This window comes from Mucilaginibacter sp. PAMB04274, assembly GCF_039634385.2.
Taxonomy (GTDB): domain Bacteria; phylum Bacteroidota; class Bacteroidia; order Sphingobacteriales; family Sphingobacteriaceae; genus Mucilaginibacter.
In genome coordinates this window covers 1,957,791-1,984,104 of the sequence record NZ_CP155081.2, presented here as the reverse complement: position 1 = coordinate 1,984,104, position 26,314 = coordinate 1,957,791, and the positions used below count along the sequence as shown (strand labels likewise).

The window sequence follows — 26,314 nt, the reverse complement described above, 5'->3', positions numbered from 1 at the left end:
AGTTGCTAAAGATTGATTATCCGGTCCCTTACTTCTTCCATAAGCCACATAGGGGTAGATGTTGCACCGCAAATGCCAACACGGTCATTTTGCTTAAACCATTCCGGCTGCAAGTCGCTTAATCCTGAAACAAAATGGGTTTTTGAATTAGCCTCTTTGCAAACCTGGTAAAGCATTTTGCCATTAGATGATTTTTTGCCTGAAACGAAGATAACCGTATCATAAAGGGCGGCAAATTCCCGCAGTTCCAGATCACGATTGGATACCTGCCTGCAAATGGTATCTTTTAAGTCTACCTTTGCTCCGGATGCCTCCAGGGTATCTTTGATGTTATAAAGTTCTGCAGTGCTTTTAGTAGTTTGGCTGTATAAGGTAATCTGCGCTGGGAGAAGCTCTGTTTGCAGTTCTGTGTAACTACCAAAAACCACGGCATTGTTGTTGGTTTGACCCTTTAACCCAATTACCTCGGCATGGCCTTCTTTACCAAATATAAATATCGGCTCCCCGTTATCATAACTTCGTTTAATTCGGTTTTGCAGTTTAAGCACCACAGGGCAGGATGCATCTATGAGCTGTATGTTATTAGCCAAGGCCAACTGATAAGTAGAAGGGGGCTCGCCATGTGCACGTATCAGCACTTTCTCGTTACGCAATACGCTGAATGAATCGTTATCAATTATCCGTAAACCTTTGTGCTGCAAGCGCTGCACTTCTTCGTCGTTGTGTACAATATCGCCCAGGCAATAAAGATAACCCTGTTCTTCTAAAATTTGTTCGGCCATCTCAATGGCGTAAACAACTCCAAAACAAAAACCAGAATTGGCATCAATATCAACTGATAAGTTCAGCATAGTATTCAAAGTTATAATAAATACAACTTTGAACCAAAACTGTTTGAATAAGTTAAATATTGTACTAACCCGTTTAACTATTGAATTCTTGCAAATCCCTCTTTGAATTGATGGTCTTCTTTTCGTGATGATGATAGTGGAACGATTCCAATTTTTGGAGCAGGTGCTGCAAAACCAGCTTTTCGGACAAGTTTAGTTCGCCTGTAACTATTTTACCTACGTTGTTCATTTCTTTAAACACATCATAAAGCAACTCGCGTCCGGCATCAGTAATGCAAATACGTTTTCCTCGCTTATCTTTGTCATCGTTCCACTGCTCAACTAACCCGGCTGTGATTAAACGTCTGATTACTTCTGTGCCTGATGTCTTCTCCTGCAAGTTACGGCTAATCAGATCGCCTTTAGACATATTATCGTGAGTAAGCAGAATGGCAAGACAGGTAAAGTCTTCACCCGTTTGCAAAGGAGTACCTTCTAAAGCCTTTTTGATATAATATTTGGCATAGCGGCTCATGTAAATAAACAAGCGTGCAATGCTATTATCAATTTGATAAGCCTGTGATTGAGCCTCTTTCTCATTTTCACCAAAGCGAATATCTGGTGTGGTTTCGTTCGGAGCCGAATCTTGCAAATGATTAACTAAGAAACCAGCGAAGCCCTGCATCGATATTTCCGATCCGTTACTCTCCTTTTCAAACTGTTCAACAAGGTTCAATAATTGGTGTACCAGTCCGTACGATTTCATGTCAATTGAACCATATTATGTTCATTTTGTTTAAGTTAAAAGGAATACAGCGTTATACTGTCTTCTTAACCATATTGTTATAGGCAGAACTAGTTATTTAATTTAATAAAGCCTCCATCAATAGGATAATCACATCCTGTTATAAAGCCGGCCTCGTCAGAACATAAATAAAGCGCTAAGGCGGCTACCTCTTCGGGCTTAGCCATACGGCCTATAGGCTGGCTTTGCGATAGCTTTTCAAACATCTCTGCCTCACGACCAGCATAGTTCTTTGCAATAAAGCCATCAACAAATGGTGTATGAACTCTGGCCGGCGATATGCTGTTGCTACGTATGTTATCACCCAGGTAATCGCGTGCTACAGACATGCTCATGGCATGAATTGCACCTTTACTCATAGAATAAGCAAAACGATCGGCAATACCCACAGATGATGCAATGGAAGCCATACTAACGATAACACCACCTCCGTTGCTTTTCATAATCGGCACAACTGCATAAAGGCAATTATATGCACCTTTTACGTTAACATTATATACCCTTTCAAAATCGGCCTCTTCGGTTTTTTCAACGTTGCCAACATGGGCAATACCGGCATTATTAACTAAAACATCTATTTTACCTATAGATTGGAAGACCTGTATTATCTGTTGTTGATTAGTTACGTCGCCGCTATGCGCAAAAGCATGCCCGCCAGATGACTGTATTTCATCAATCGTTTGCTGCGCCGCATCAGCATTAAGTTCTATGACATGAACGGTTGCACCTTGCTGTGCAAATAATTTGGAAATGGCTTTTCCTATACCACTACCACCGCCGGTTACAACAGCGATTTTATCTCTTAAACTAAACATCTGTAGTTGTTATTAGTGTAATACTCATTACGCATTTAACACATCTGTGTAACATGCACAGCTTCAAAGGTATCATTTTGTGATATGCATAAAACTTTTTGTTTGATTATTTCGCCTATTTATCACTTTATCGGCAGGTCTGCCCCTTATTGCTTCCTGACTTATAGGCAATGATGGTGATTGTTATGCAAAACACTTAGTGTTACCAATGGTTAAAAAAAGATGGAACTACAAAACAACCATTTAACAGGTAAGACAATTGTTATAACAGGGGCATCAAGTGGTGCCGGCCGTGCAGCTGCGCTTGAGTTTGCTCCATTTAGTCCTAATTTGGTTTTAGCTGCCCGTAATGAAAATGCATTAAATGAACTATCAGACGAGTGCAGGCAATTAGGCGCGCAAACGCTGGTTGTGCCTGTAGATGTAACTGATGCCAAAGCCATGATAAACCTGGCCAATGCGGCACAAGAGTGGCAAGGCAAAGTAGACGTTTGGATAAATAACGCCGGCGTGTTAGCAGCCGGCGATTTTGATAAAACGCCAATGGAAGTGCATCAGCAAATTATAGAAACTAATTTGTTGGGCTACATGAATGGAGCCCATGCCATATTACCTATTTTCAAAGCACAGAAACAGGGCACTATTATTAATAACATCTCTATCGGCGGATTTTTACCAGTACCTTATGGAGCTGGTTATACTGCAAGCAAATTTGGCTTAAGAGGCTTTTCAGAGGCGCTTAAGGCCGAATTGACTGCATGGCCTGATATTCATATTTGTGATCTGTTCCCGGCTTTCTTGGACACTCCCGGCATTCATCATGCAGGTAATTACACTGGCAAGGTGCTAAGGCCTGCGCCACCGGTTTACGATCCTAAGCGGCTTGCTCAAACCATGGCAAACGTGATCAAAGATCCCCGGTCTAATACCTATGTAGGGAGCTTGTCGCTTTTGCTTAAATTATCACACGCCTTATTTCCGGAGCTTACGGCTAAAGCTACCGGATTTGTAATGCGGAGATATTTTAAAGTAGCCGATAACCTTCCTTTAACAGATGGCAACTTGTTTACCACCGTAAAGTACGGAATGAGCACGCATGGCGGTTTTGGACTACCCGGGAAGCCACGAGCACACCGTAAGTATTTAGCAGGAGCTTTATTGGCCGGCTTGCTTACAAGCGCACTGGTTATTGGCTTAAAGAAATAATTGATATTTAAGTAATAAAAGAAAAGCCTGTAGATTATTCATCTGCAGGCTTTCTTTTGATATGTAATGAGGTTTGAAGTTTTTAAATCATATTACTTACTATCAACTATCTTATTTTAGCTAATTCGTTTACGTACTTTTCTATTAGCGTATAGCCGTCTTTGCCTACTTTACTGGTATCTGCCAGGTTAGCTGTATCACTTAGGTGAGTCGACTCCCATTTATCGGGTATACCGTTGCCGTTTGTGTCGGCTAACTTTTGCGCAACAGGTAATTCCGGCTGGCCGCCGGCATCAACTTCGCTTTTAAATATAATGCCCGACTTGCCCAAACTCCGGAGGTAGCCAATAATGCGTGTATCGACGGCATCACGTGACAGGGATGCGCCTGCTTCGGCCAATACTTTTTGGTAAGCCTCTGTGGCACTTTCGGCTTTGACATTGGCTTTGTAAGTAGGGCGCGGCAACATGGTTAAGCCACGTTTTACAAAATCTGAATCTACTGTTAAACGGCCATTCAGTTTGCCGTCTTTGTTCATATCTACATAGTTACCCTTATGGTAAACCTTATCAGTTGTCGAAAACATGCCAATAAAAGCATGACCGGAATTAGGACCGGCAATAAAGTAATTATTTATAATATCTTGTGTGTGCACAGCGGCTGAGTGTCCACCTACAAATCCGTTTACTCCCCAATTATACACCACGTTGTTCACATACTCTAAACCGGCCTTACCTTTGGGGTTACGGCTTTGGTTGTCAATCCACAAACAGTGGTGCACGGTTACATTAGTTGGGTTCTCGAACAAGGCTCCAAATCTTTGCGGGTCAATGGCTTCACCTACGAGGCAGTATTGTAATGTGATGTTTGAGCTGTTTTTGATGTGCAAATTATCCCATCTTCCCCACTCAATACTTACGTGATCAAATATTACATCTTTACAATCATCAGCCACTACTGTGCAGGCGCCGCGTGGCATGTTGATGCTGCCTCTAAAACGCATATAACGCACAATGGTACTGTCTGAAAATGACACACCGTTGCCGTAAACTACAATTCCTTGTCCCGGTGCGGTTTGTCCGGCAATAGTAATTTTGGATGCGGCGGCTATTTTATCGGTAATTTTGATTACACCAGTTACATCAAACACCACAATACGGCTGGGTTTGCTAACTGCATCGCGGAAAGAACCTTCGCCTTTATCATTTAAATTAGTAACATGATATACGCTGCCTCCCCTCCCGCCGGTTGCAAAGCGGCCAAAACCTTCGGCACCCGGAAAAGCCAGCTGTTGCGCCTCAACCGTAGTTGATGCAAGGCATCCTCCTAAAGCAATAGTTGCGCAAATACCTTGCGCTGCTTTTTGAAGGCGTAATTTTAGAGATGGTATTGAAAACATAATAGAGAAGTTAATTTTTGTTTATGTTATTTAAAAGGTAAAAACCAGTTGCTTGTATTCATCAGGCGTGCCCTTACCGCCGAAGCTGCAGGGTTACCATCTTTCAAAAGCTTATTGTATACCTTATCGGCCAGGAAAGCCGGATTGTTACGGCGTTGCGCTATACGCATCAGATCTTGCCACCGGTTACCCTCGTACGCTAACTCCAGGGCGGCTTCTTCCATAAGCTTGTCTTCCATGCCGAGCATATCCTGTTGCAGGTTTACGTTAAGCAGCGTGGTGTTAACACGGGCACGAATGCCCAAATTGCGGTGATACTTTCCACGAATTGAGGGCGCATCAAGTTTGCGTGCATCAAACGCATAAGGTTCAGGCAATAGCGTTATTCTTCGTTTAGTTGCATCAGGCTGCGTTAAATCATCATACGCACTTTTTATACCAGCATTTACCAGCGCCCAGGCAATTTTAGTTTGGCCATCGCGGTTAGCGGCTTCTGCATAGCGCAAGTGCAGGGTTGCCGTACGATACAAGAACCATTTGCCATTTTTTTCGAGCTGGTTTATAGGCAAGCCTGTAGACGTGCTTAAGTAGTTGTATAAAAATTTAACAATTACCGGCTGTCCATTTATAATCCTATATGTATTGTTTGGTCCTCTTAAATCGAATGGTGTGCCGTCACTTTGCTGCTGGGCGTTCCAGTTATCAATTGCTGTTTGTGATGGTTTAACCAAGTACCTGCCGCCTGAATTTGCAAAAAGATCAACAAATGGATTTTCCGGAGCAAAGTTTTTGTCGAATACCATAGACCATATCCACTCGGTTTGATATTCACGATCTTGTGTAGAGCGTGAGAAAAATGTTTGCCAGGCGCTTGCCGTAACAGCATCATTGTCTGAGCCGCTATTAAGCGTGTAGGTATTAAAGTAATTGTAACTATCACTCGGTCCTGCGGGCGTCGATGTTTCCAGTACCTGTTTAAAAACTACTGCAGCATTATGATAGTCGTTATTCCACAAATACAAATCGCCCAGTAAACATTTCTTGTTGATAAAGAAAATCTTTGATGGATAGCCGTCTATTTGAGTAACCAGTGAGTTGGCTGCCGGGTAAGGATCTTTATACGGTAATGCCTCCATAAAGGCAATGAGTGTTTTTACTAATGCATCGAGCTTTAACTTCGGATATTTACTTTCATCCTTTACATCGGCCGCATTAGCCAGGCTCTCTGTAACATAGGGCACCTCGCCAAACTGCAAACCCAACTGAAAGTATAACCACGAACGCAGGGCGGCAACATCACTCCAACGCTGGTTAAAATCGTTGCTGGTTATCTTTTTGGTATCGTACATTACTTTCAAGTTCTTCATAACATCGTTACAGTTGAGTATAACGGTATAAAAAGGCTGCGGGTCGGCATAAGTATTACCCGCCTGAACGCTGTGCGTGTTAATTTGCTGCAGTTCGGCACCTGCATTAGGGGTTACGTCCATTAAATCGGCACGTAACTCATTGAGTACTTCATACTGCCTGGCCAGCCCAAGCATTTTACCGTATATGCCAATAACGGCTGCGTCGGCATCGTATATATTCTGAAATGTGTTTTTGTACTCAATTTGGTTTTGAGGCTCTACATCATACATATTGCGGCATGAGTATGAGCCTGACAACAATACAACTAACGCTGCACTTTTTATAACAGAAGATATTTTAAGTTTCATGTTGTGTTCTTATTAAAGTCCAATACGTACGCCTAATTGCGCCGATCTGATGTTGGGTTCTAAAGCCGTATCAATACCTTGTGTTAAGGCGCTACCCGATCCGCTGAATTCCGGATCGTAGCCTAAATACTTAGTAACCGTAAATAAATTATCGGCTGTTAAATAAATGGTTGCGTACTTCATGAACTTAGGTTTAACCGGCAGGTTATAGTTTATAGCCAATGTTCTTAAGCGCAGGTAAGAGCCGTCCTCAATAAACCGGTCCGAAAAGCGGGCGTTACCCATAGGGTCTCTGTAGGCTGCCCTCGGTACATCGGTTGCCTGCCCGTCAAAACGCCAACGGTTTATAACGTTTGCAAACTGATTGGCTGGTGATGACAGTGACTGCAGGATAGCTCTTGGGCCGTTATAAAGCTGATTACCGCTGCTGAACGTAAATAATGCAGCTATAGATATGTTTTTATAGCTTAAACGCCCATTAAAGCTTCCAAAAAAGTCGGGGTTGGGGTTCCCGATTATAGTTCGGTCGTTATCATCAATAACGCGGTCGCCATTGGCATCAACAAAACGCACATCTCCCCCTCTAAAAGGAATTAAACCGCCATCGGTGCCTCTTATACTTAAATTTGCGGTTGCAGCCTCTGCATTTGACGCGTATATACCACTGGTTTTATAGCCATAAAACATAGCAGCAGGCTGCCCTATTTGCGTAACAACTGTAGCACCGCCATAGTTGGTAACAGTGTTGTTAGATGGTAAGGCTGTAATGCGATTGCTATAGGTTGACAGGTTAACACCCACATCGAGCTTAATTGCGCTGTTAATTATGCGGCTATTTAAAGCCAGATCTACTCCGTTGGTGCGCATGCCACCGCTATTAGCTATTACATAGCGCATACCCGCAGCACTGCTAACCGGGTCAAAGGTTATCATTTTTGATGTTACGTTATGGTAAGCATCAATGCTTAAAGACAGGCGCTCATTAAATAGAGCAATATCCAAACCCAAATTGGCTTTTTTGCTCAACTCCCACTGCAGTTGCGAGTTGGCAATATTGCCCAGTACTAAACCTTGTGAGCCCAACAGGTTTTGTGAAACGTAATAAGATTTGGTACTGTAATTGCCAATATCATCATTACCGGTTAAGCCGTAGCTCACTCTCACCTTAAACAAATCAACGGCGCTCAAACCCGACATAAACTCTTCCGACGAGACGAGCCAGCCAGCCGCTACTGATGGCAGTACCGCATACTTGTTGCCGGCTATACTTAACGCCCCCGGAATTTCCTTACCGAAGCGTGATGAGCCATCAATTGAAAGATTAGCCGAGACGAAGTACTTGTGCTGAAAACTATAATTGGCTGCTGCGTAAGTGTTTAACCATCGCCATTTTCCATAATCTCCGCTAAGGCGGCGTAAACTGCTTACACCGGTGCCTATGCTTACAAAATCATCTGTTGGCGAGTTATATCCCTGGGCATAATCCTGCTCGCTTTCACTATCATGATACCGGAATCCGGCGTTAAACATAAGATCGTGCTCACCGGTAAATGACCTTTTGTAGCTGTACCAGGTATCATTATAAAATGAATTATAACGCTGAATAGATGCACCCAGGCGACTGTAAGCCACCGCATTTCTAAGCGTGTCTGGCGCTACACCTAACCGTGGTATAAAGGTATTTTCACGCACTTTATCATAAACCAAGCCGGTTAAAGAACTAAGGCTGTGATGTTTATTAAATTGGTAATTGAACTTTACAGAGCCGAAGAACCGGTAGTACTTGTTGGTTTGCTGTGCGTTCTTAATTAACGAGACCGGATTGCTTACGTTAAACACATCAACATCGGCCAAATTGGGCGATTGTACGCCGGTTTCAGATATCTGGTTAATTGACAAGAACGGCGCTTTTACCAAGCTAACCAACATAGGGTTAGAAGTACTTAACCCCTGATCGCGCAGGTTTTGTTCGGACGATGAAAACGACAAGTTAGTATTAGCCGTTAGCTTGGCTGTTAAGTTTAAATCGGCATTAAAACGGGTGCTGTAACGCAGCAGGCTGGTACTGTCAATAATACCACTATTGTTTAAGTAACCTACCGATAGCGCATACTTAGCTATATTATCGCCACCGGTTACTTTAAGGTAATAGTTTTGGCTGTAGCTGGTGCTGAATACTTTCTTGTGCCAATCTGTTTCGTTATGATACTGATAATAGGCCGGGTTAGTAACCGGATTATCATTCATGTAGGGTTGCGCTTGAATTTGCGCATCGGTTTGCCCGGCGCTCCTCAAAACATCGGATAAGTACAAGCGGTAATCATTGCTTTTTAGAAGCGGGACATTTTTGGGAGTAAAATTCATGCCACCATAAACAGCAAAATCTATACGTGTGCTTAGCTCTTTTGCATGCGCTGTATTGATGAATACTATGCCGTTTGCGCCCCGGCTTCCATAATAAGAGGCACCATCCTTTACAACAGTTATGTTATCAATATCTTTAATGTCGATATTAGAAAGTGGATTAGTAACATGACCACTTATGATAGAGTTACCATAAGTACTGGCATCATATATCATTCCGTCAATTACATATAATGGTTGGTTACTGGCATTTAAAGAGTTAAAACCATGTAAAAAAAGATTCGCGCCAACCCCTGGCGTTCCCGAACGCCGTGTTACATTGAGGCCGCTTACCTGCCCCTGCAAAAAATTATCAGGCGTTTCTTTAGGGCGGTTCCAGCTGCCATCGGTATTAACAGAAGCAACCGAATAATTGATCTGCGATTTTGCTACCTGCCTGAAAGGAAGTGTTACCTGATCATAAACCGAGGCAAAACTATCCTCATAAAGTGCTACATTAATAGTTTTACGGTTATTAACAGACACTTCCTTGTACTGGTAACCCTGGCCCGATACCTGAAGCAAGCTATTGCGCGAAGGTGCGGTAATTTTAAAATTACCCCTATCATCGGTAATTGCTGCCGATACATCTTCAATAACTACATTTATGCCGGGCAGCGGCTTTTTAGTTGCAGCGTCGGTAACCTGACCAGTTACTTCTAACCCGGTTATATTCTTATTTTTAACTGCAGTAACTGTCTGCGGAGCGCTGGTTTGCTGGGCATAAGCTGCCGTACACAAGCACAGTGTGCCGCATATAGCCAATACAGGTATTTTGGTAAATATGCGCATGTTTATAGGTTGTATAAAAATCTTATCAATTAGTTAGGGTATTTGCGGCACCAGTATGAAATAATCGAGGTTTATAGAGTTGGTTTGATCTACGCCATTGTTGGCCGCTATAACATAGGCTGTTATGCCGCCAAATGTTGCTGGAGAATAATCACCCACATAAATTTCACTATAGTCTTTTAAGTTGACCTGTGTTTCGGCAAACGCTGTTGAGTTAGGATCGTTTACCGCAAAGCGCTGTTTAAATGTTAATGTTTGTACATCATTTGGTGCTACCCAGTACACCTTGTATTTAACCTTGTAAAGCTCTTTCAGGTTATATCTTACATTAAACAGCGGTATTTTGTGGTTAAAAATATAAATGTCATTAAACTGCTGCCCGTTGTTGGGATTTACTCTTAGGCGATAAGCTATGTTACCACTTTTGTCGTTTCGGCTAAAGCCGTCGGGTTTTTCTCCTTCCCGCTTTACCGGTCTGATCTTATCAGAGAGCTTTACATTTGCCTCACTCATTACATACACTATGCCATTGCTGGTAACGCGCGTTTCGAGTATAGCATTTTTGTTAATGGGCACAACTACCCCATCGGCAGATACAAGCGTAGCAGGTAAGTCTTGAGGGGCATAAACACCTTTTATTACCAGATCCTTTATCACATGCAGAGAGCTAAGCTTATCTGTTTCGGCCTCTGTTGTGCTTTGCACATAAGGCTTAATTTTATTTTTTTCGGCGTCGAGTGCATCATCGGTTAGCAAAATAAATGTGTATTCCTGATCCTCATTACGCAGATCGCCAACGCGGTCAAACAAATAGTTCTTGGTAACCAACCCTGTGCCCGCCTGGTAAATGGGCTTTCCGGTAGCCGGATCAAGGCCGGTTTGCACCGCTTTAGAAGAATCAATTGCGGTAAAGTCTAACGCTTTTATATAATCTTTCTGTTTATACGCTGTGCCGGTAATGTATTCCCAAACATTAGGTTTAGGTAACACTATTTTATTAATAATGTGCAGTACACCATTACCAACATACTGATTGCCTTGTGTAATAGTAGCATCTTCAAATTGCGTTGATGTAAGTTTGATATACTTACCATTAAGCGTTTTAATACGCAGGCTTGGATTGGGGCTGTTAGTATAGTAAGCCAAATTAACAATGTGATTACCTACAAATTGCTTCAGGCGTTCACCGTCGTTTGTAATAGCAGCATCAAGCGATTGCAGTGTTTGATTATCCGGAGCCCAAACCGTGTACATTTTTGATGTAGCCAGCAACTTGTCATATCCGGTTTTTACTAAAAGTTCATTAAAACGGCTAATGGATGGCGTTTGCTGTATTAGCTGCGCAAGCGATTGCTCCAAAGCCTCGCTGTTAGCTTTAGTTTGCTCATTATATTTATTGCAGGCCGCCAGCGTTGCAATGAATATAATTGATGCTACAAATCTGAATAAGTTTTTTAATATCATGCTAGGCTTGTTACTGTTTATAAACTATTGAGCCATCGGGGTTAAACTTTGGATAAAGCTGGTCCATATTTTCGGGAATAAAGTGGATCATATCTATCTGTACGTCACCAGATACATCGGCTACTGCTTGCAGCCTTAGCAAATGACGGTCGGTTTTGGTCACGTCAATTGTACCAGCCAATAAAGCGTAGCTGTCACGATAGTAATCAATAGTTTGGGCGGGGTTGTTGTAATAAGGTACATTACCCCCGAAAGTCATTTTTTTACCCAAGGCCTCCAGCGACTCCGGAGTTGTGCCGGCAGGGTACGTCCATTTGTTACCCACTAACACTTGGGCAGGCAAGCTTTCAGTCAGGTTAAGCACCCGCGACAAAGGTTGTCCATCGAACAATACTGAAACGCCTCTGCCGCCACCGCGTCTTACAAAGCTTACCCACACTTTGTACCGGCCTTTAACCAGCAATGGTGTTTTAAATTCAACAAAGCTGTTGGCGGTTGCGGCAGTTCTTAACGCAGCTATAAACAAATAATCGTTATTGTACACGTAAAACTGACGTGCCTCTGGTGCCACCCGATAACTTACAGAACCGGTCTGCCAGCTTATATCCTTCAAATCGCCGTTCGAATAACTAGGACTGTTTTTATTAGTAACACGATAGACACCAGTAAGCGCTTTAAATTCAGGCTGGTCGGTTACCTCCCAGTATACCGGTATTGGAAATCTTACCTTTATGGCGTAATGACTAGCCATAAAATGCAGCACGCCATTTGATGTCGTATTATCGCTCGATGCCCTATCAATAGCAGCACCTGGCTCGTAGATGCCATTAAAGGTGTCGTCATTAATTAAGACGCTCTTGTTAACAAGCTTGGAAGTAACTACATCAAGCGGCGACAATGTAGTATGCGAAGATGCATTGAAAATATCCGGTAAATATTTTAAGCCAGGCAAGATGTGATAGTTAATGAAAAGATGCAGGCTATCATTTGCCAGTTGCGGATTACCGGTGTTACTGTATTTAGCCTTTAGAGCACTGTATGAACTTATACCGGCTGCCTTTAACACCGCATCCGATTCGGCCAGTACGGTCAGGAACCGCCTTGTGGTGTCGGGGTTATTGGTTGGCAGTATATTCAACGTGTCGTACAGCTTGGTTGCCTTCAATGCCTCGGTAAATATGGAGTAGGCCGGGTTTTGTTCAATAGTTTGCGCCAAGGTAAGTCTCGACGGTTTTAGTACCCTATCAATAACATGGATGATGCCATTACCTGTACGTATGTTGGCCTGCAAAAGTGTAGCCTGCCTGTTAATGGTTAGCGTTGTTACCCCATTTATGTTTTGTGCTCCTGTAAGTAGAGACTGACCATACATGGTTACGGTACGTAATTTACCATCGGTAAACTTGTCGGTGGTAATGGTATCTCTAATGAGGTGAAACTTAACTAGGTCCTTCAAGTCCTCAACACCAACCTGCTCTACGGAGGCTTTGCCAATCTCGGCAAGGTACTTGGTTATTGCCTCATTATTTGGAGCGAACAGGGTGTAAGTTCCATAGCCGCCCAAGGAGTTATCGCTGCCTGTTATCTCTAATATTTTAGACAATAGAGAGAAGCTGCCAGGGTTGTTCTTCAGGTATTCGGTTATGTTTACATCGCCGGTTGTGCTCACTGTAAATTCCTCGCGTTTACAGGCCGACAAAACGGTTATCAATATCCAAACCAGGGTTATTGATGCTATCCATTTGTGCTTTATTAATGTCTTCATAAACACTTTATTTAGTAGTACTTATTGATAAAAAGGATTTTGAACCAAGGCTTTGTTAGTTTGCAACTCTCCCAAAAAGATGGGGAAATAATGGCTGCGTTTATCGCGGTATTTAACAATAGCTGCCTGCTGATATTCCGGGCTGGCTGTTGTGCTTACTATATCAAGCAACAGGTCAATTCTTTCGTAGTTATTGCGGCGGGCGTTGCGGAGCAAATCATACCAGCGTTTACCCTCATAGGCAAACTCACGGGCACGCTCATTAAGCAAATAATCGGTTATACCCGATTTGTCGTCGGGCTGCACAATAGCCGCCGATGTTGGCAGCGCATTGCCCCTTTCACGTATAATCTGAATAATGTCCAGCGCGCCTTGTCCATTATTTAACTGATTAAGCGCCTCAGCTTTCATAAGCAACACATCAGCATACCGGTAAACAAACCAGTGTGCATATGAAGTAGCCGAGGTACGGGTTGAGCTGCCGCTTATGCCCTGATACTTGTAAATGCTACCATCATTAAATCTTACTGACGCACCGTTACCGCGTATGTCCTGATTGGTAATATCAATATTATCAACCGTGTAAAGCTCGGGAGCTACTTTTAGTGCAGCCCTAAAGCGTTTATTTGCTACAGCCAGCATGTCGTTAAACGGGTTAAGTTTATTTTGGCTAAACTGCAGCTCAAACAAACTTTCATTGGAGTTGCCTTGAAAGAAAAGGGTTGTAAACCAGTTATTATCGCCGGGTATTAAAATAAACTGATTTGAATTGATAATGTAATCGCAAGCTTTAACACAATCGTCATACCTGTCCATCCATAAATAAAGATCGGCCAGGGTAGCGTTTACCGTGTACCGTGTTATCCGCCCCTTATCATCGTTACGGTTGCCGTAGGTTGTTGCAACATATTGTTCGGCTTGTTTTAAATCGGCTAAAACCTGGTTAAACACTTCCTGCTGCGTACTTTTGGCTATCTGCAACACATCATCATCACTGGTTGTGGATTTGAGTTTGAGTGGCACATCGCCAAAACTGCGGGCCAGGTAAAAGTATAGCAGGCCGCGTAAAGCCAGCGCCTCGCCCATATAACCGTTTAAAGTGGCTTGGGTGAGTGTGTTATCTGACTCCATAACCTGCGGAGCAAAATCCAATACCGTGTTGCAATTGTTTATCGCTTTATATATTACAGACCAATCGGTTATGGTATTGGTGGAGGTAATGTTAACGTTAATCACATTTAGTTCCGGGTTCCTGATGCCCGAGCCGGGTGAAAGCATATCAGCTCTCAATTCGCCCCATAAAAACAAGTCTTCTACTAGCGGATCAGTCAGCATTGCAGCATAACAGCCCATAACCGCAGCCTTGAGCTGCTCCTTTGTCTTCCAAAAGTTTTGCCTGATGATGCCATCCTGTGGCTCAAGCGACAGGTACTTATTACATGATGTGGAGCAAAGCATCAACAGCAATAATATAACCGGATATTTAATTTTTTTATTCATGCCAGTACTTATCATTCATACTTAAAAACCTACCACTAAACCCGTTACAAAATTGCGGGTTGGCGGCGTCATCGAATTATCGGTAGCTACCCTGAACGGATCACTGCCTTTTACAGAAACTTCAGGATCCTGACCAGTATATTTGGTAAAGGTTATCAGGTTTTCGCCGGTTACGTAAATGCTTGCACTACGTATGCCAATTCGGTTAAGCAGGTTTTTGGTTAAATTATACCTAACTGTTACCGAGCGTAAGCGTATAAAAGAGCCGTCTTCCACATACCGGTCCGAGCCTAACCAGTTATATCCATCATTCCATAACGCCCGCGGAACATTGGTTACATCGCCTTCGTTACGCCATCTTTGCAACACCTCGGTACTTTGATTGTTAAAATTGTACATGTTACTGGTAAGCATGCGGGTACCGTTAACGAGCTGGTAACCGGTTCTGAAACTGAAGAAAGCGTTAATTTTTAAGTTGCCCTTATACGTAATTGTTGGCCCAAAACCACCGGTAAATTTAGGGTTACCGTTACCCAGGTAAACCACGTCCTGGTAATTAATGTTACCATCATGGTTCACATCTTCGTATATGGCATCGCCGGGTTTAAAAAGGTAGTCGGTTGCCGGATAATTAAAGCGCATTTGCAGCGGCTGCCCGTCCAGGCCTACTATAGGTTGTCCGTTTGCATTAATGGCTGTGGTAGCGGCCTGATCTTTGTATACCCCTTTAAAGCGGAACCCATAAAAAGACCCAAATGGATTATTGGTTTGCAGTAACGTTTTATACTGCCCGTTGGTGGTAATGTCGCCCTTCGTACTGGGGTAAAATTCTGATATGCTACGTATAATGTTAGTGTTATTGGCAATGTTAAAGTTCATTTCAACAATAACTTTTTTGCTTTTTACCGCCACAGCACCTAAGTTTATCTCCCAACCCTGGTTATCCATAGTACCCACGTTGAGGTTTATATTGCCGAAGCCAGATATACCAGGCAATCTTAGCCCGTTAAAAAACAAATCGGTGGTACGGTTACGATACACATCCACATCTACATTGATGCGATTTTTTAGCATGGCAAAGGTTAAACCTATATCCTGACCGGTTACGGTCTCATAACGCAGGTTGCGTAATTCGATATTTTGCGAATAAACAGCCGATGAGCCTAAATAATCATATGCATAATTTCCATAGATGTTATAGAACGAATAATTGTTTTTAGGATCATTACCGCTCTTTCCATAGCTTAAACGTAAGCTCAGATCATCAAAAACCGTTAGCTTTTTCATAAAAGGTTCGCCCGATATTCTCCACCGTGTGGATACAGATGGAAACAAACCCCAGCGATTTTCAGGACCGAATTTTGAGTTACCGTCGGCACGTAAAGCCATATTAACAATATAGCGGTCCAGAAACCCATACTGCGCATTCATCAATGCGGCCAAACTGCGCGATTGTGTAAAGCCAGAACTCAGATTGCGCACACGACCATCTACCGACGGATCTTGAAGATTTACCGATGCCGAGTTTGATGATTGTGCTTGTAATGTAGTTGTCTTATTGTCGTTAGTGATAAAAGATACCAGCCCCATTAAGCTGTGCTTATCGTTTAAACGGGGAGTATATATGAAGTTAGTTTTTGTAATAATGCCAAACTGATCTGCATCACCATCAAAAGCATTATTCACATTTACATCGCTTATAGGCCGACCGGTAGCTATCTGTGGTAAAAAGGTTTTGTTTTTAGTATTGTTGATGTCAAACTGTACATCAAAAGTAGCTCTGAATAAGCTGGGCAGTATATCATACTGCAGGTTAAAGTGCGGCACTATACGCTGGCCAATTACGTTGTTTTTACCAGCGTTTAGCATGGCTACCGGGTTAAAGGTGCCCGGATAACCGCCCTGTATATTTTGTATAGGCGATAAATAATTACCTGTGTTATTACCCGCACTATTGAACTCATAAATACTCATGTTAGGCATTTTCTGGTAAGCAATGCTGCGGGTATCGTCATCATAAACCCGGTCTGTATTTGAACGCGTGTAAGAAACATCAGTACGGAACCGAATTCGGTCTGATACGTTGTAATCAAGGTTAAGGCGGGTTGTTATACGATTTAGGCCGGTACCAATAGTTGTGCCCTTTTGGTTAAGGTAACTTACTGAGGCAAAATAACGCGCCTTCTCTCCACCGCCAGATAATGACAAGGAATGATCCTGCATATAACCGGTACGTGTTATAGCATTAATCCAGTTAGTATTGTTGCTGTAGTTGTTGTAGTAATAACGGTCGCTGGGGTCGTATAAAAACTCTTTAACCGTTTCAGTATTCAGCGGCGTACCGGTACGGTTCATTACCTCCTCGGGTATTAATTGGGAATATTGATCACCAGAAAGCATGGGTATGGCATTGGGTTGCCTTGAAGCGGTTGCCTTAACGGTGTAAGTAACCTGCGGAGCTCCAACTTTACCCCGTTTAGTGTTTATAATTAACACACCATTTGCCGCTCTGGATCCCCAAACGGCTGTTGCAGCAGCATCTTTTAATACAGATATATCCTGAATATCCGATGGTGCAATGTTAAGTAAGGAGGCGTAGCCCTGTTCATCGGCCGTACCAAAATTAAAATCGGAAGGTATGTTGGTTTCATAAGGCATACCATCCAATACAATAAGCGGATTGGTTGAACCATTGATGGTAGAGGTTCCGCGAATACGTATCTGCATACCTGCACCCGGATCGCCTGAGTTTGCGGCAATGTCTACACCCGGTAAACGCCCCTGTATAGCCTGATCGATAGAGGATGCCGAAAGCTCTTCAATATCTTTAGCACTTAATTTGGCAACAGCGGTTGTTGAGTTGCGCTGATCTATTTGCAACAAACCATTGCTCGACGTCCTGTTAGCAGTGATAGCTACATCGGCTAGTGTGTTTGTGCTTTGCTCAAGTTGTACAGTAACAGTTGTGCGGTTGTTTATATCCAGCACAACGGTTTTGTAGCCTATTAAAGAGATTGATATCCTGTTTTGCGGACTTTTAACCCGCAACGCAAAGTTGCCGCCAATGTCGGTAGTAACGCCGCCAATGGTACGTTTTTCTTTATCTACTTCAACTACGGTTACCCCTACCAGTGGCGCACGGTCCTTTTTATCAGTTACCTTTCCACGCAGGGTAGCCACAGGGGCAGCAGTAGTTTGCGCGTTAACGGTGGTGCTACATACCAAAGCCGCTGTAAATATGGAGCAGAAGAAAAAAAGATGGGTAAATATTTTTTCCATTAACTATATTTTTATTCAGGTTAATGCACCGGCATATTAACCGGTGCATATCTATTGTAATTGGTTATAGGTTTGCCAGTTATTAATTGGCGTTGAATTTCAGGAATGTGTTTAAAAGGTGTATAACCGTACGGTTTGAGAGGTTATTACTACTTGCCGGCACTACGCTGGCCGAACCACCCAACATGTCCTTTACCTGCATGTTATTTACGCCAACATTGGTAACGGTAACCGATGTGGGGTCGCCGTTGCTTCTCTGTAACAGCGTTAAATAACCGCCGTCTTTTTTTCCGTCGGGTACAATGGTTGCTTTTTGTATAATATGATAGCGGATAAAATTGGCTACCTTATCCTTACCCGGCTGATCGGTGGGTGTTATAGAGGCAGGCAAGTATCCCTGTGCCACAGCAGCATCTATGGCGGCATTGGTTGGGGCCAACACTGTGTAGAACGAACCGGCAGTAATACCTAATATTTCACCATTACTAGTGTTATAAATGGCGGAGTTTTTAACATAATCAACAAACTTTTTGTAATTGGAGCCAGCAGGTGCAGCTAATGCTTCGAGGTGTTTACCTACCGAAAGGCTGGGTTCTGATAATAGCCCATCAATAAAATATACGGTACCATTTTCTGCTTTGCGCGTTCCGGTTACATTTAACGTAACACCTGCATCGCGGGTACCGGCAGAGTAAACTGTGTTATTGCTATACCTGATATACTCGCCGCCGTAAGTTTCTAAAATGCCATTACCACCTAAACTCTGCTCATCCGAACGTACAACCTGGGTGTTGATAATGCGGTTTAGTTTATCTAACGCCGATGAGCCGGATAGTGCCGTACCTCCACCCGGCGGTGTATAACGCCAGGTATTAGCATCCAAATCATAAGTGAACCCTAAGGCACGTATGGTGGCATCAGAAGTTAGAAAAAGTGTGTACTTGAAACTGGTATTAATAATGTTGGTTTTGAGCGAAGCTGTTAAAGCCCTAGTCATTAACGAGTAATTGGGATTCAAATAAGCCCGGCCAAAAACAGTACTGAACACGTTGGCATTCTGTACTTTATTGGTACCATAAAACACACCGTTACTCAGTAACTTTTTATCAACCACGTCGGTAGCACTATTAAACAATGCGCCTTGTCCCTGCCCGTTTGTTGTTGTAGCAAACTTGCTCGGCCACACGGTAGTTAAAAACATGTGCGCGTTTAAAAAGTCGAACAATATATCCTTTGGTAAGGCGTCAAGTGACGGATAATATTCAAGCAACACATTTTTTATATAGGCATCCAATGCATCATTGGTAGGTGCGAACATAGAGTAGCCTTCCATTTGACCGTCGTTATCATCCAGTTTAAGATAATTTTCGTTATTCGGTGAGTAGGCCAGTCCGGCATCATACGTTTTGATATATATGTCCTGTTGTTTACCGGTATTTTCCAGATTTTTTGCCGTTGCAGCCTCACTAATGAGGTATGACACCATATAACTATCAAACAGCGATTTGAACTTGCTATACTGTGGATTGGCAGCAAGGTACTGATCAATATTAGGCAAGGGCAAAATGACCCGGTTAATTTCATGAATTACTCCATTCTCGGCAATTATGTTGCTACTTACCACTTGCGCATCGGCTACGTTGAAGCCGATGTAAGGGTTCTGATTATAGAAGTAATTGTAATCGGCAGAGGTAAGATTTTTGGGTGCCAGGAACCGGTCAAGTAAGTAAGGTACGTACTTGTTGTTATTATCGGTTACGCTAAAGTAGCTTGTGCTACCACGGTTATTGCGGTTGGAGTTTAAATACAAAATATCTTTACCGTTGTAATTTATAGGCTGCGGACCATCATAATAGGCCGTGCGACGTTTGAATGCTGTATTAGGCATCCAGCCCGCACTTGATTGAAAATCAGGTAAGCGGTCTGTTTTAAAAGCGTTAAACACAAGGGCGTACTTCACTATCTTTTGGGCAGTTGCCGCATCAATATCAGCCGCGCTGTTAATACCTTTCTCTTTAAAGTACGCAGCGAAAGCGGCATCATTTGGAGCAAACATTGTCCAAAACCCGGCTTTACTTAGAATGTCCTTATATCCAGCTTTTTCAATACAAACCAGTAAGCTGGTAAAATTTCCGCGCTGCTGCAGCTGCTGGTAAATAGGATCGGCCAGGGTTTCCGGACGATCATACCGCTCGTTGAACTCCTTTTTACTGCAGCCCGTTAAAAAAACAAGGCTTAATATAAAAACAGATGCACTTTGTAAAATTCTCCTCATATAAATGCATTAATAGTGAATTGCCAACCCTTTGTAAGGCAGACAGCTTTCCATGAATACTAAAAAAATGAGCATTTATTCCCGGAGGGCAGCAAAAGGTCAGACATAGGTTTTGACGCCTATAAACCCTGAACTTTTAATAAACCGGGAGATATGCTGGTTATAATTGTAAAGCAAACCTACTAATGGAGGAGGTTCCAAAGGTTTTAAAAATTGACAAAATGCTTCTAAAATTCGTTAAAAAGCACTTTTAATGAGCATTTAGCCCTCTTGTTCGCTCTGTTTATCAATGCAGTTGTTTGATAGACTTTAAATACTGCGATGGAGATTGATTATACTTTTCTTTAAAGCAAGTGCTAAAATATCCTGAGCTGCTGAAGCCTACCTGATAAGCTATTTCGGCCATAGTATACTCACCAGAATCGATGAGTTGCTTACTGCGTTTTAAACGCATCTCTTTTACAAACTCAACCGGAGCCAAGCCGGTAAAGCTTTTCAACTTTTTGTAAAAAGTGGTTCTTCCTAAGCCAACGGTTCGGGCTACATCATCAATATTGAATTCAGGGTCTGCCATGCCTTTTTCAACCGTTTCAATAACTTGTTTCAACAACTGTTCATCTTTCGAGGTAATCAATATTTCGCCGGGCGAGAGTTGAATAAGGTTTTTGCTGCCTAATAAACCATCAACAAGCTGCTTACGTTGTTTAATCAAGTTTTCAACCAGTACCAACAGGTATTCAGTGTTAAAAGGTTTAGTAACATAAAAATCAGCGCCATAACGCATCCCTTCAATCTGATGCTCTACCGACGATTTTGCCGTAAGCAGCACCACCGGTATATGGCTGGTAATCATATTGTGTTTAATAGCATCCAACATAGCAATGCCATCCATATTAGGCATCATTACATCACTTATAATTAGTTCCGGAATGAGTTCTGTGGCTTTTTGTAAGCCAATTACGCCGTCGGCGGCGGTCGCTACGCGGTAATAACGGCCTAACTGATCTGCCAAAAACTTACGCAACTCCGTATTATCTTCAACTATTAAGACCAAAGGATGTGTTTCATTGTGAACTACGGTTTCAACGCCACTTGACATTGTGGTGTCAGGTTCACTAACCAAGTTGTTTGGTGCCGGTATAAGCGGTGTAACAAAGTCAACATCATCATCTGCAAAATGGGCTTTGCCCGATTTTAATCTCACGGTAAATGTCATGCCCCCGGCGGGATTGTTAGCCGCACTTATTGTTCCATGGTGGCCGCTGATAAGCTCTTTGGAAAAGGCCAAACCTATTCCCGTTCCTTTAGTTGGCTGGCCTAAATTATTAGCCGCTTCGTAGTAAAGCTCAAAAATTTGCTTGAGCTTATCTTCAGGCACGCCCGTGCCTTCATCAATTACCTTAATACATAAATGGCCTGTATGCGTATCAGGCTCCAGAAGTACGTTGATAGCTTTACCCTCCGGCGTGTATTTGAATGCATTGGCCAGTAAATTATAAATGACTATGTCTATCTTATCTTCATCAACCCAGGTGTAATAAAACGGCACATGCGTTTGAAAATTGAAGCTTATGCCTTTTTCATGTGCAAGTTCTGTAAAATAGGTAGTTGTATTTTTAACCAGGGCTACAACATCTGTCTCAGCAATTTTTAAACGGATTTTACCGCTTTGCAGCTTTCTGAAATCAAGAAGCTGGTTAATAAACCTAACCATACGATCGGCGTTTTTGGTAGCCAAATTAATATGCTCCCTACCCTTTGCTGTTAAGGTCTCCTGATGGGCAATTGCCTTAAGGGGATTTACGATGAGTGTTAAAGGTGTACGCAGTTCGTGCGAAATATTGGTAAAAAAGCCCAATTTTAATTCGGCAACCTTTTGCTCTACTACAATACGGTTACGCAATTTCACCATGGTTAGGATGATTCGCCGTGCTGTTTCCATTAATGCCGCTCCAATTATTAGGTAAATGCAGTAAGCCCACCACGTTTTCCAGGGTGGTGGCAATATATTGATAGCTACGCTTTTTTGAGGGGTGTTGTTAAATAAGTAGCCACTAACACTCTTTACTCTAAAAACATACTTACCGGGCGGCAAATTGGTGTAAGTTGCCTGGCGTGCATTTTTCACCAGGTTCCATTGTTTATCGTATCCTTCAAGTTTGTAGGCGTACCATACCTTGTGGGCAGTTTTATAATTAAGTACAGTATAATTTATACTTATCAAATTTTGGTTATAAGCTAACCGAATATCGTTGGTCTGGTCAATCGCATATTTCAAGATAGAATCGGGCGCGCCCGGCAAAATATCCTTATTAAAAACCTGAAACCTGGTCAATGCAATGTTTGCACTTTGTTTTATGGTTCCGACAGCCATTGGGTTGAAGTTAATATACCCGCTTATACACCCCAGATAAAGATCTCCCGACTTCGACTTTATAAAAGCCGACTCTGAAAATTGAGTTTTGGGCAAACCATCATCACTGTTATAGTTTTTAAACGTTTCGGTAGCCGGGTTAAATTCCGATAAACCGTTTTCGGTTGCAATCCAAAGCCGTTGCTTGCTGTCACTACTCATACTGAGTATTATATCATTGGGTAGGCCGTTAGCTGTGGTATAAACTTTAAATTTAACCTTTTGGCTTGTGCTAAAGTTGGTGATTGCTTTTTGCAGACCGCCGCCGAAAGTGCCGAGCCACATTGTGCCTGCTCTATCGCGGTGAATAAATTGCACGTCATTGCCGCCTAAGGAGTTCTCATCTCCCCGAACCTTTGTATACCTCCGAAAACGAAAATAATTTATACCGTTATTCGGATTAAATATCACTAATCCGTTTGTGGTTGCAATCCAGATATTTCCCTTAATGTCTTCCTGGATATGCCTTATACCATTTGCCCTGGCAGCCGAATAATTTTTGAAGGCATTATTGGCATTTTTAAAAAGGGTTTTGCTGCCTGCCCGCTGAAGCAGGTTTAACCCACCGCCAAACGTACCCACCCAAATGCGCCCGTTCTTATCTTCATACACTGTATAAATGGTGTTACTGCTTATGCTATTGGGGGTATTTTTATCAGCAACATGCCGGGTTGTTTCATAATGCAAGGAGTCGTTTGGTAATGGACGCGCTTCAATCAAACCACTTCCCTTTGTGCCAAGCCATATGGTATGGTTCCGGCTCTCAAAAATTGTATATACTTTGCCGATGGCTTTTGGCTGCAGGTTAACAAAGGGATTGCCTTGCCTCACGCCGTTTTTATATAAAATCACCTCCCCTGCTTTAGTACCTACCCATAACCGGCCAGTATGGTCTTCGCACAGTGCCCTCACCTCATTTTCTGTTTTGGCTGTGGCATTAGGGTACATCACGTTGTGCTTAAAAACGTGGGGTTGTAAAATAACCTTGTTTATTCCCCTATCATATCCGCTAAACCACATGATGCCAGCTGGATCTTGGTATAGTGCAGTTACTACGTTTGAAAATTGCTGATCTGGCTTACCCGGTTCGTCATGAAAATACTTGACCTCGTCAGCTCGTTGATCATAGTAACCAAATCCACCTCCGGCCATACAAACCCACAACATGTTGTAAGCATCTTCAAACACCTGGTAAGTAGTATGAATAGTTAATGCTTCAGCATCCTTTTTTTGCGTAAACCACTTAAACGTGGCATGCTGTGGGTCGAATTTAATTACACCGTTGCCCGGTTCAAGCCATAACAGCCCTGTTTTATCCTGATAAATTTTGCGTAGCGTGGCAAAGCCGGGTACATGATAGCTAAGACTTTGTTCAGTTAGGTTATACTCAATCAGGCCCCTGCCACTAGTGGTTAGGTAAAGTTTATTCTTACTAACCAAAATATCATTTATGGGCGTGCCCGGTACTATGCGTATCGTTTTTTCCGACTTGGTTTTGATGTCATAAACCAGCACCACACCCTGTGTTGTACCAAAATATATCTCATTTTCATAAAACCTTATGCAGGTGAACGCATACTGACTACCCAGAATGCCCTGATGATTAACTAAGTTTACTTTTTGGTATTCACCGGCGGTTGTTTTACTCAGGCAAATTACACCCTTGGAGGTGCCTAGCCAAATCAAGTGATTTTTGTCTTCATAAAAAAAAGCTACGCGGTTACTTGGGATTTTAAACTGGCCGATAGCTTTTTGATGATACGATTTAACCAGGGGCATACCGTGTCCATGCTTCTTTGCAAACGCACAAAGCACACCTTGCCTTGCAGTTAACAGCCAGGTGTCTCCATTTGAAACAGGTACGATGCGATCAACCAATAACTTACCAAGGTATGCAGGCGACCCGCGCTCCGGAATTGATAAAAAGCCTTCGGTCTTTTTATCAAAGCGGTAAATTTTGTTATCGAAAGTTTTCACCCAAAGATAACCCTGCTTATCTTCAACTATAATTCTGATTTTATTATTTTCCAGGTTTGAACTATCTCCTGCCCTACCCTTGTAAGTAACAAAATTATGCCCGTCAAATCGGTTAATGCCATCCCAGGTGCCAAACCACATAAATCCTTGGCGGTCCTTCATAATGCAGGATACCCTGTCATGTGACAGGCCCTCTTCTGTAGAGTAATGCTTTAAATTATAATGCGGCTGCGCCTGTGCGCTAAAAAACAGCGCACCTATCGCAATAAGTAAAACTAAGGCATTAGAGCAGATTGCTATCCGTTTAAGCATTACAACACCGTAGCAAGAAAAGTTTATAATTGGTTTAAAACGTAAATATCGACAATATTTACGTAAGCCAGCAAACAAAAGGAAATTGTTTAACCACTCCAATTTCCGCACAATAAGTTATAATATCAAGTGAAAATCATTTAGGCCTGAATGCATAATATAACCTAACCAGAGGCCGGAATGTATAACTATGAAACAACCCTGTTTAATACAAAGGATAATTTTTTTATATATCTTAAAACTATAGTATAACCCAAACAATATTATTAATTTCTGGTTAATATTCAAACTTCAACAACGTATTGATCAATTAACTTAGCTATTATTATATGTTTTACCACCTTCAAAAACTAATCAACCCTATCGTTGCCGACGAACCAGATCCGGCCGCTGCTAATGCTTTACAAGAGGGCCTAGGCGGGCAGTTTGGTGAAATGCGTACCATGATGCAGTTTCTGTTTCAAAGTTTCAACTTTAGGGGCGACGGCATTCCTTACCTCGATCTTATTCAGGGTATAGGCATTGAAGAGATTAGCCACGTAGAGCTGATTTCTAAAACCATCGCTCAACTGCTTGACGGTGCACCGGGTTACAATGGAGACAAATTTGACACCCCAGGTAAAGGTGGCGAAGCAACGCTTGATATTGGTAAACTTGCTAAAAACCCGCATCACTTTATTCATGGTGCACAAGGGGCATTACCTGTTGATGCTGCCGGCAATCCATGGAGCGGATCTTATGTACATAACCACGGCAACCTAGTGCTCGACCTGATGGACAACCTGGTATTAGAGGCTACAGGTCGTTTGCAAAAATCCCGCATCTACCAGATGTCTTCAAACAAAACACTACGTGCAACCGTCTCATTCCTGATCGTTCGTGACGAGGCACACCAAATGGCTTTTGCTAAAGCGTTAGAAACGCTGGGTGTAGATTGGGCTAAGGTATTACCAGTTCCAAAATTTGACTCGTCTCAGTACCCGGAAGTAAAAAAACTACTGGATGCAGGATTACACCGTGAGCAATACCACTTCCGTTTAGATTCTTCGGAGATGGAAAAAATTTTTAGTGGCAGTGCGCCTGCTAACGACGGCACAGAACTGGTTACTAAAAAAGAGCCCGACAACTCTTATGATATACCGGTGGCACCAGAAAGACCAGAAGAATTTGCACCTGGACTTGATCCGGAAATGCAGGATTTAGCTGACGCCTTAAATGAGTTTAAGGAGAAAACCCTAAAAAACATGGAAGAAAAAGCGGGACCAAACCCAAGAAAAAAGAAACAATAACAAAAAAGGAGGCTTTCGCCTCCTTTTTTGTTATTGTTTCTTTTATTTTTAGCTGCCTTGCAGAAATAATTT

General features: G+C 42.5%; 14 protein-coding genes. 2 read left to right on the top strand and 12 right to left on the bottom strand.

All coding sequences use genetic code 11. The annotated features are described in order from the left end of the window. Positions 1 to 5: 5 nt before the first annotated feature. From ABDD95_RS08225 to ABDD95_RS08215, 3 genes are all read right to left on the bottom strand, one after another. On the bottom strand, positions 6 to 851 hold the full coding sequence (locus tag ABDD95_RS08225; RefSeq protein ID WP_345951403.1) for a 4-hydroxy-3-methylbut-2-enyl diphosphate reductase: 846 nt from the start codon (positions 849 to 851) through the stop codon (positions 6 to 8). 73 nt (positions 852 to 924) lie between these two features. Then, a complete protein-coding gene (locus ABDD95_RS08220; RefSeq protein ID WP_345951402.1) occupies positions 925 to 1,596 on the bottom strand; it encodes a MarR family winged helix-turn-helix transcriptional regulator in 672 nt (223 codons plus the stop codon). Between the two features lie 89 nt (positions 1,597 to 1,685). Next, positions 1,686 to 2,450 (bottom strand): SDR family oxidoreductase, encoded by a 765-nt coding sequence (locus ABDD95_RS08215; protein WP_345951401.1) that lies wholly within the window; start codon positions 2,448 to 2,450, stop codon positions 1,686 to 1,688. Positions 2,451 to 2,672: 222 nt separating this feature from the next. Here ABDD95_RS08215 and ABDD95_RS08210 point away from each other — a divergent pair, with 222 nt between their 5' ends. Further along, a complete protein-coding gene (locus ABDD95_RS08210) occupies positions 2,673 to 3,656 on the top strand; it encodes an SDR family oxidoreductase (protein ID WP_345951400.1) in 984 nt (327 codons plus the stop codon). A 106-nt stretch (positions 3,657 to 3,762) separates the two neighbouring features. Here the strand turns inward: ABDD95_RS08210 and ABDD95_RS08205 are convergent, their stop codons facing one another. From ABDD95_RS08205 to ABDD95_RS08165, 9 genes are all read right to left on the bottom strand, one after another. Further along, entirely contained in the window at positions 3,763 to 5,055 is a 1,293-nt protein-coding gene (locus ABDD95_RS08205) for a hypothetical protein (RefSeq protein WP_345951399.1), read from the bottom strand. Between the two features lie 26 nt (positions 5,056 to 5,081). Then, positions 5,082 to 6,773: a RagB/SusD family nutrient uptake outer membrane protein gene (locus tag ABDD95_RS08200; RefSeq protein WP_345951398.1), complete on the bottom strand. Its 1,692-nt coding sequence runs from the start codon at positions 6,771 to 6,773 to the stop codon at positions 5,082 to 5,084. Between the two features lie 12 nt (positions 6,774 to 6,785). Then, positions 6,786 to 9,968, bottom strand: a complete 3,183-nt coding sequence (locus tag ABDD95_RS08195) for a SusC/RagA family TonB-linked outer membrane protein (protein WP_345951397.1) — start codon at positions 9,966 to 9,968, stop codon at positions 6,786 to 6,788. A gap of 33 nt (positions 9,969 to 10,001) precedes the next feature. Further along, entirely contained in the window at positions 10,002 to 11,432 is a 1,431-nt protein-coding gene (locus ABDD95_RS08190) for a fasciclin domain-containing protein (RefSeq protein ID WP_345951396.1), read from the bottom strand. A gap of 10 nt (positions 11,433 to 11,442) precedes the next feature. Then, a complete protein-coding gene (locus ABDD95_RS08185) occupies positions 11,443 to 13,197 on the bottom strand; it encodes a fasciclin domain-containing protein (RefSeq protein WP_345951395.1) in 1,755 nt (584 codons plus the stop codon). 21 nt (positions 13,198 to 13,218) lie between these two features. Continuing rightward, positions 13,219 to 14,697, bottom strand: coding sequence for a RagB/SusD family nutrient uptake outer membrane protein (locus ABDD95_RS08180; RefSeq protein ID WP_345951394.1), 1,479 nt, complete (start codon positions 14,695 to 14,697; stop codon positions 13,219 to 13,221). 21 nt (positions 14,698 to 14,718) lie between these two features. Beyond that, entirely contained in the window at positions 14,719 to 17,976 is a 3,258-nt protein-coding gene (locus ABDD95_RS08175) for a SusC/RagA family TonB-linked outer membrane protein (RefSeq protein WP_345951393.1), read from the bottom strand. A gap of 82 nt (positions 17,977 to 18,058) precedes the next feature. After that, positions 18,059 to 20,251, bottom strand: coding sequence for a fasciclin domain-containing protein (locus ABDD95_RS08170; protein WP_345951392.1), 2,193 nt, complete (start codon positions 20,249 to 20,251; stop codon positions 18,059 to 18,061). A 286-nt stretch (positions 20,252 to 20,537) separates the two neighbouring features. Then, positions 20,538 to 24,953, bottom strand: coding sequence for a two-component regulator propeller domain-containing protein (locus ABDD95_RS08165; RefSeq protein WP_345951391.1), 4,416 nt, complete (start codon positions 24,951 to 24,953; stop codon positions 20,538 to 20,540). Positions 24,954 to 25,282: 329 nt separating this feature from the next. On the opposite strand from ABDD95_RS08165, the gene ABDD95_RS08160 reads away from it, so the two are divergent. After that, positions 25,283 to 26,242 (top strand): manganese catalase family protein, encoded by a 960-nt coding sequence (locus tag ABDD95_RS08160; protein ID WP_345951390.1) that lies wholly within the window; start codon positions 25,283 to 25,285, stop codon positions 26,240 to 26,242. Positions 26,243 to 26,314: the final 72 nt, after the last annotated feature.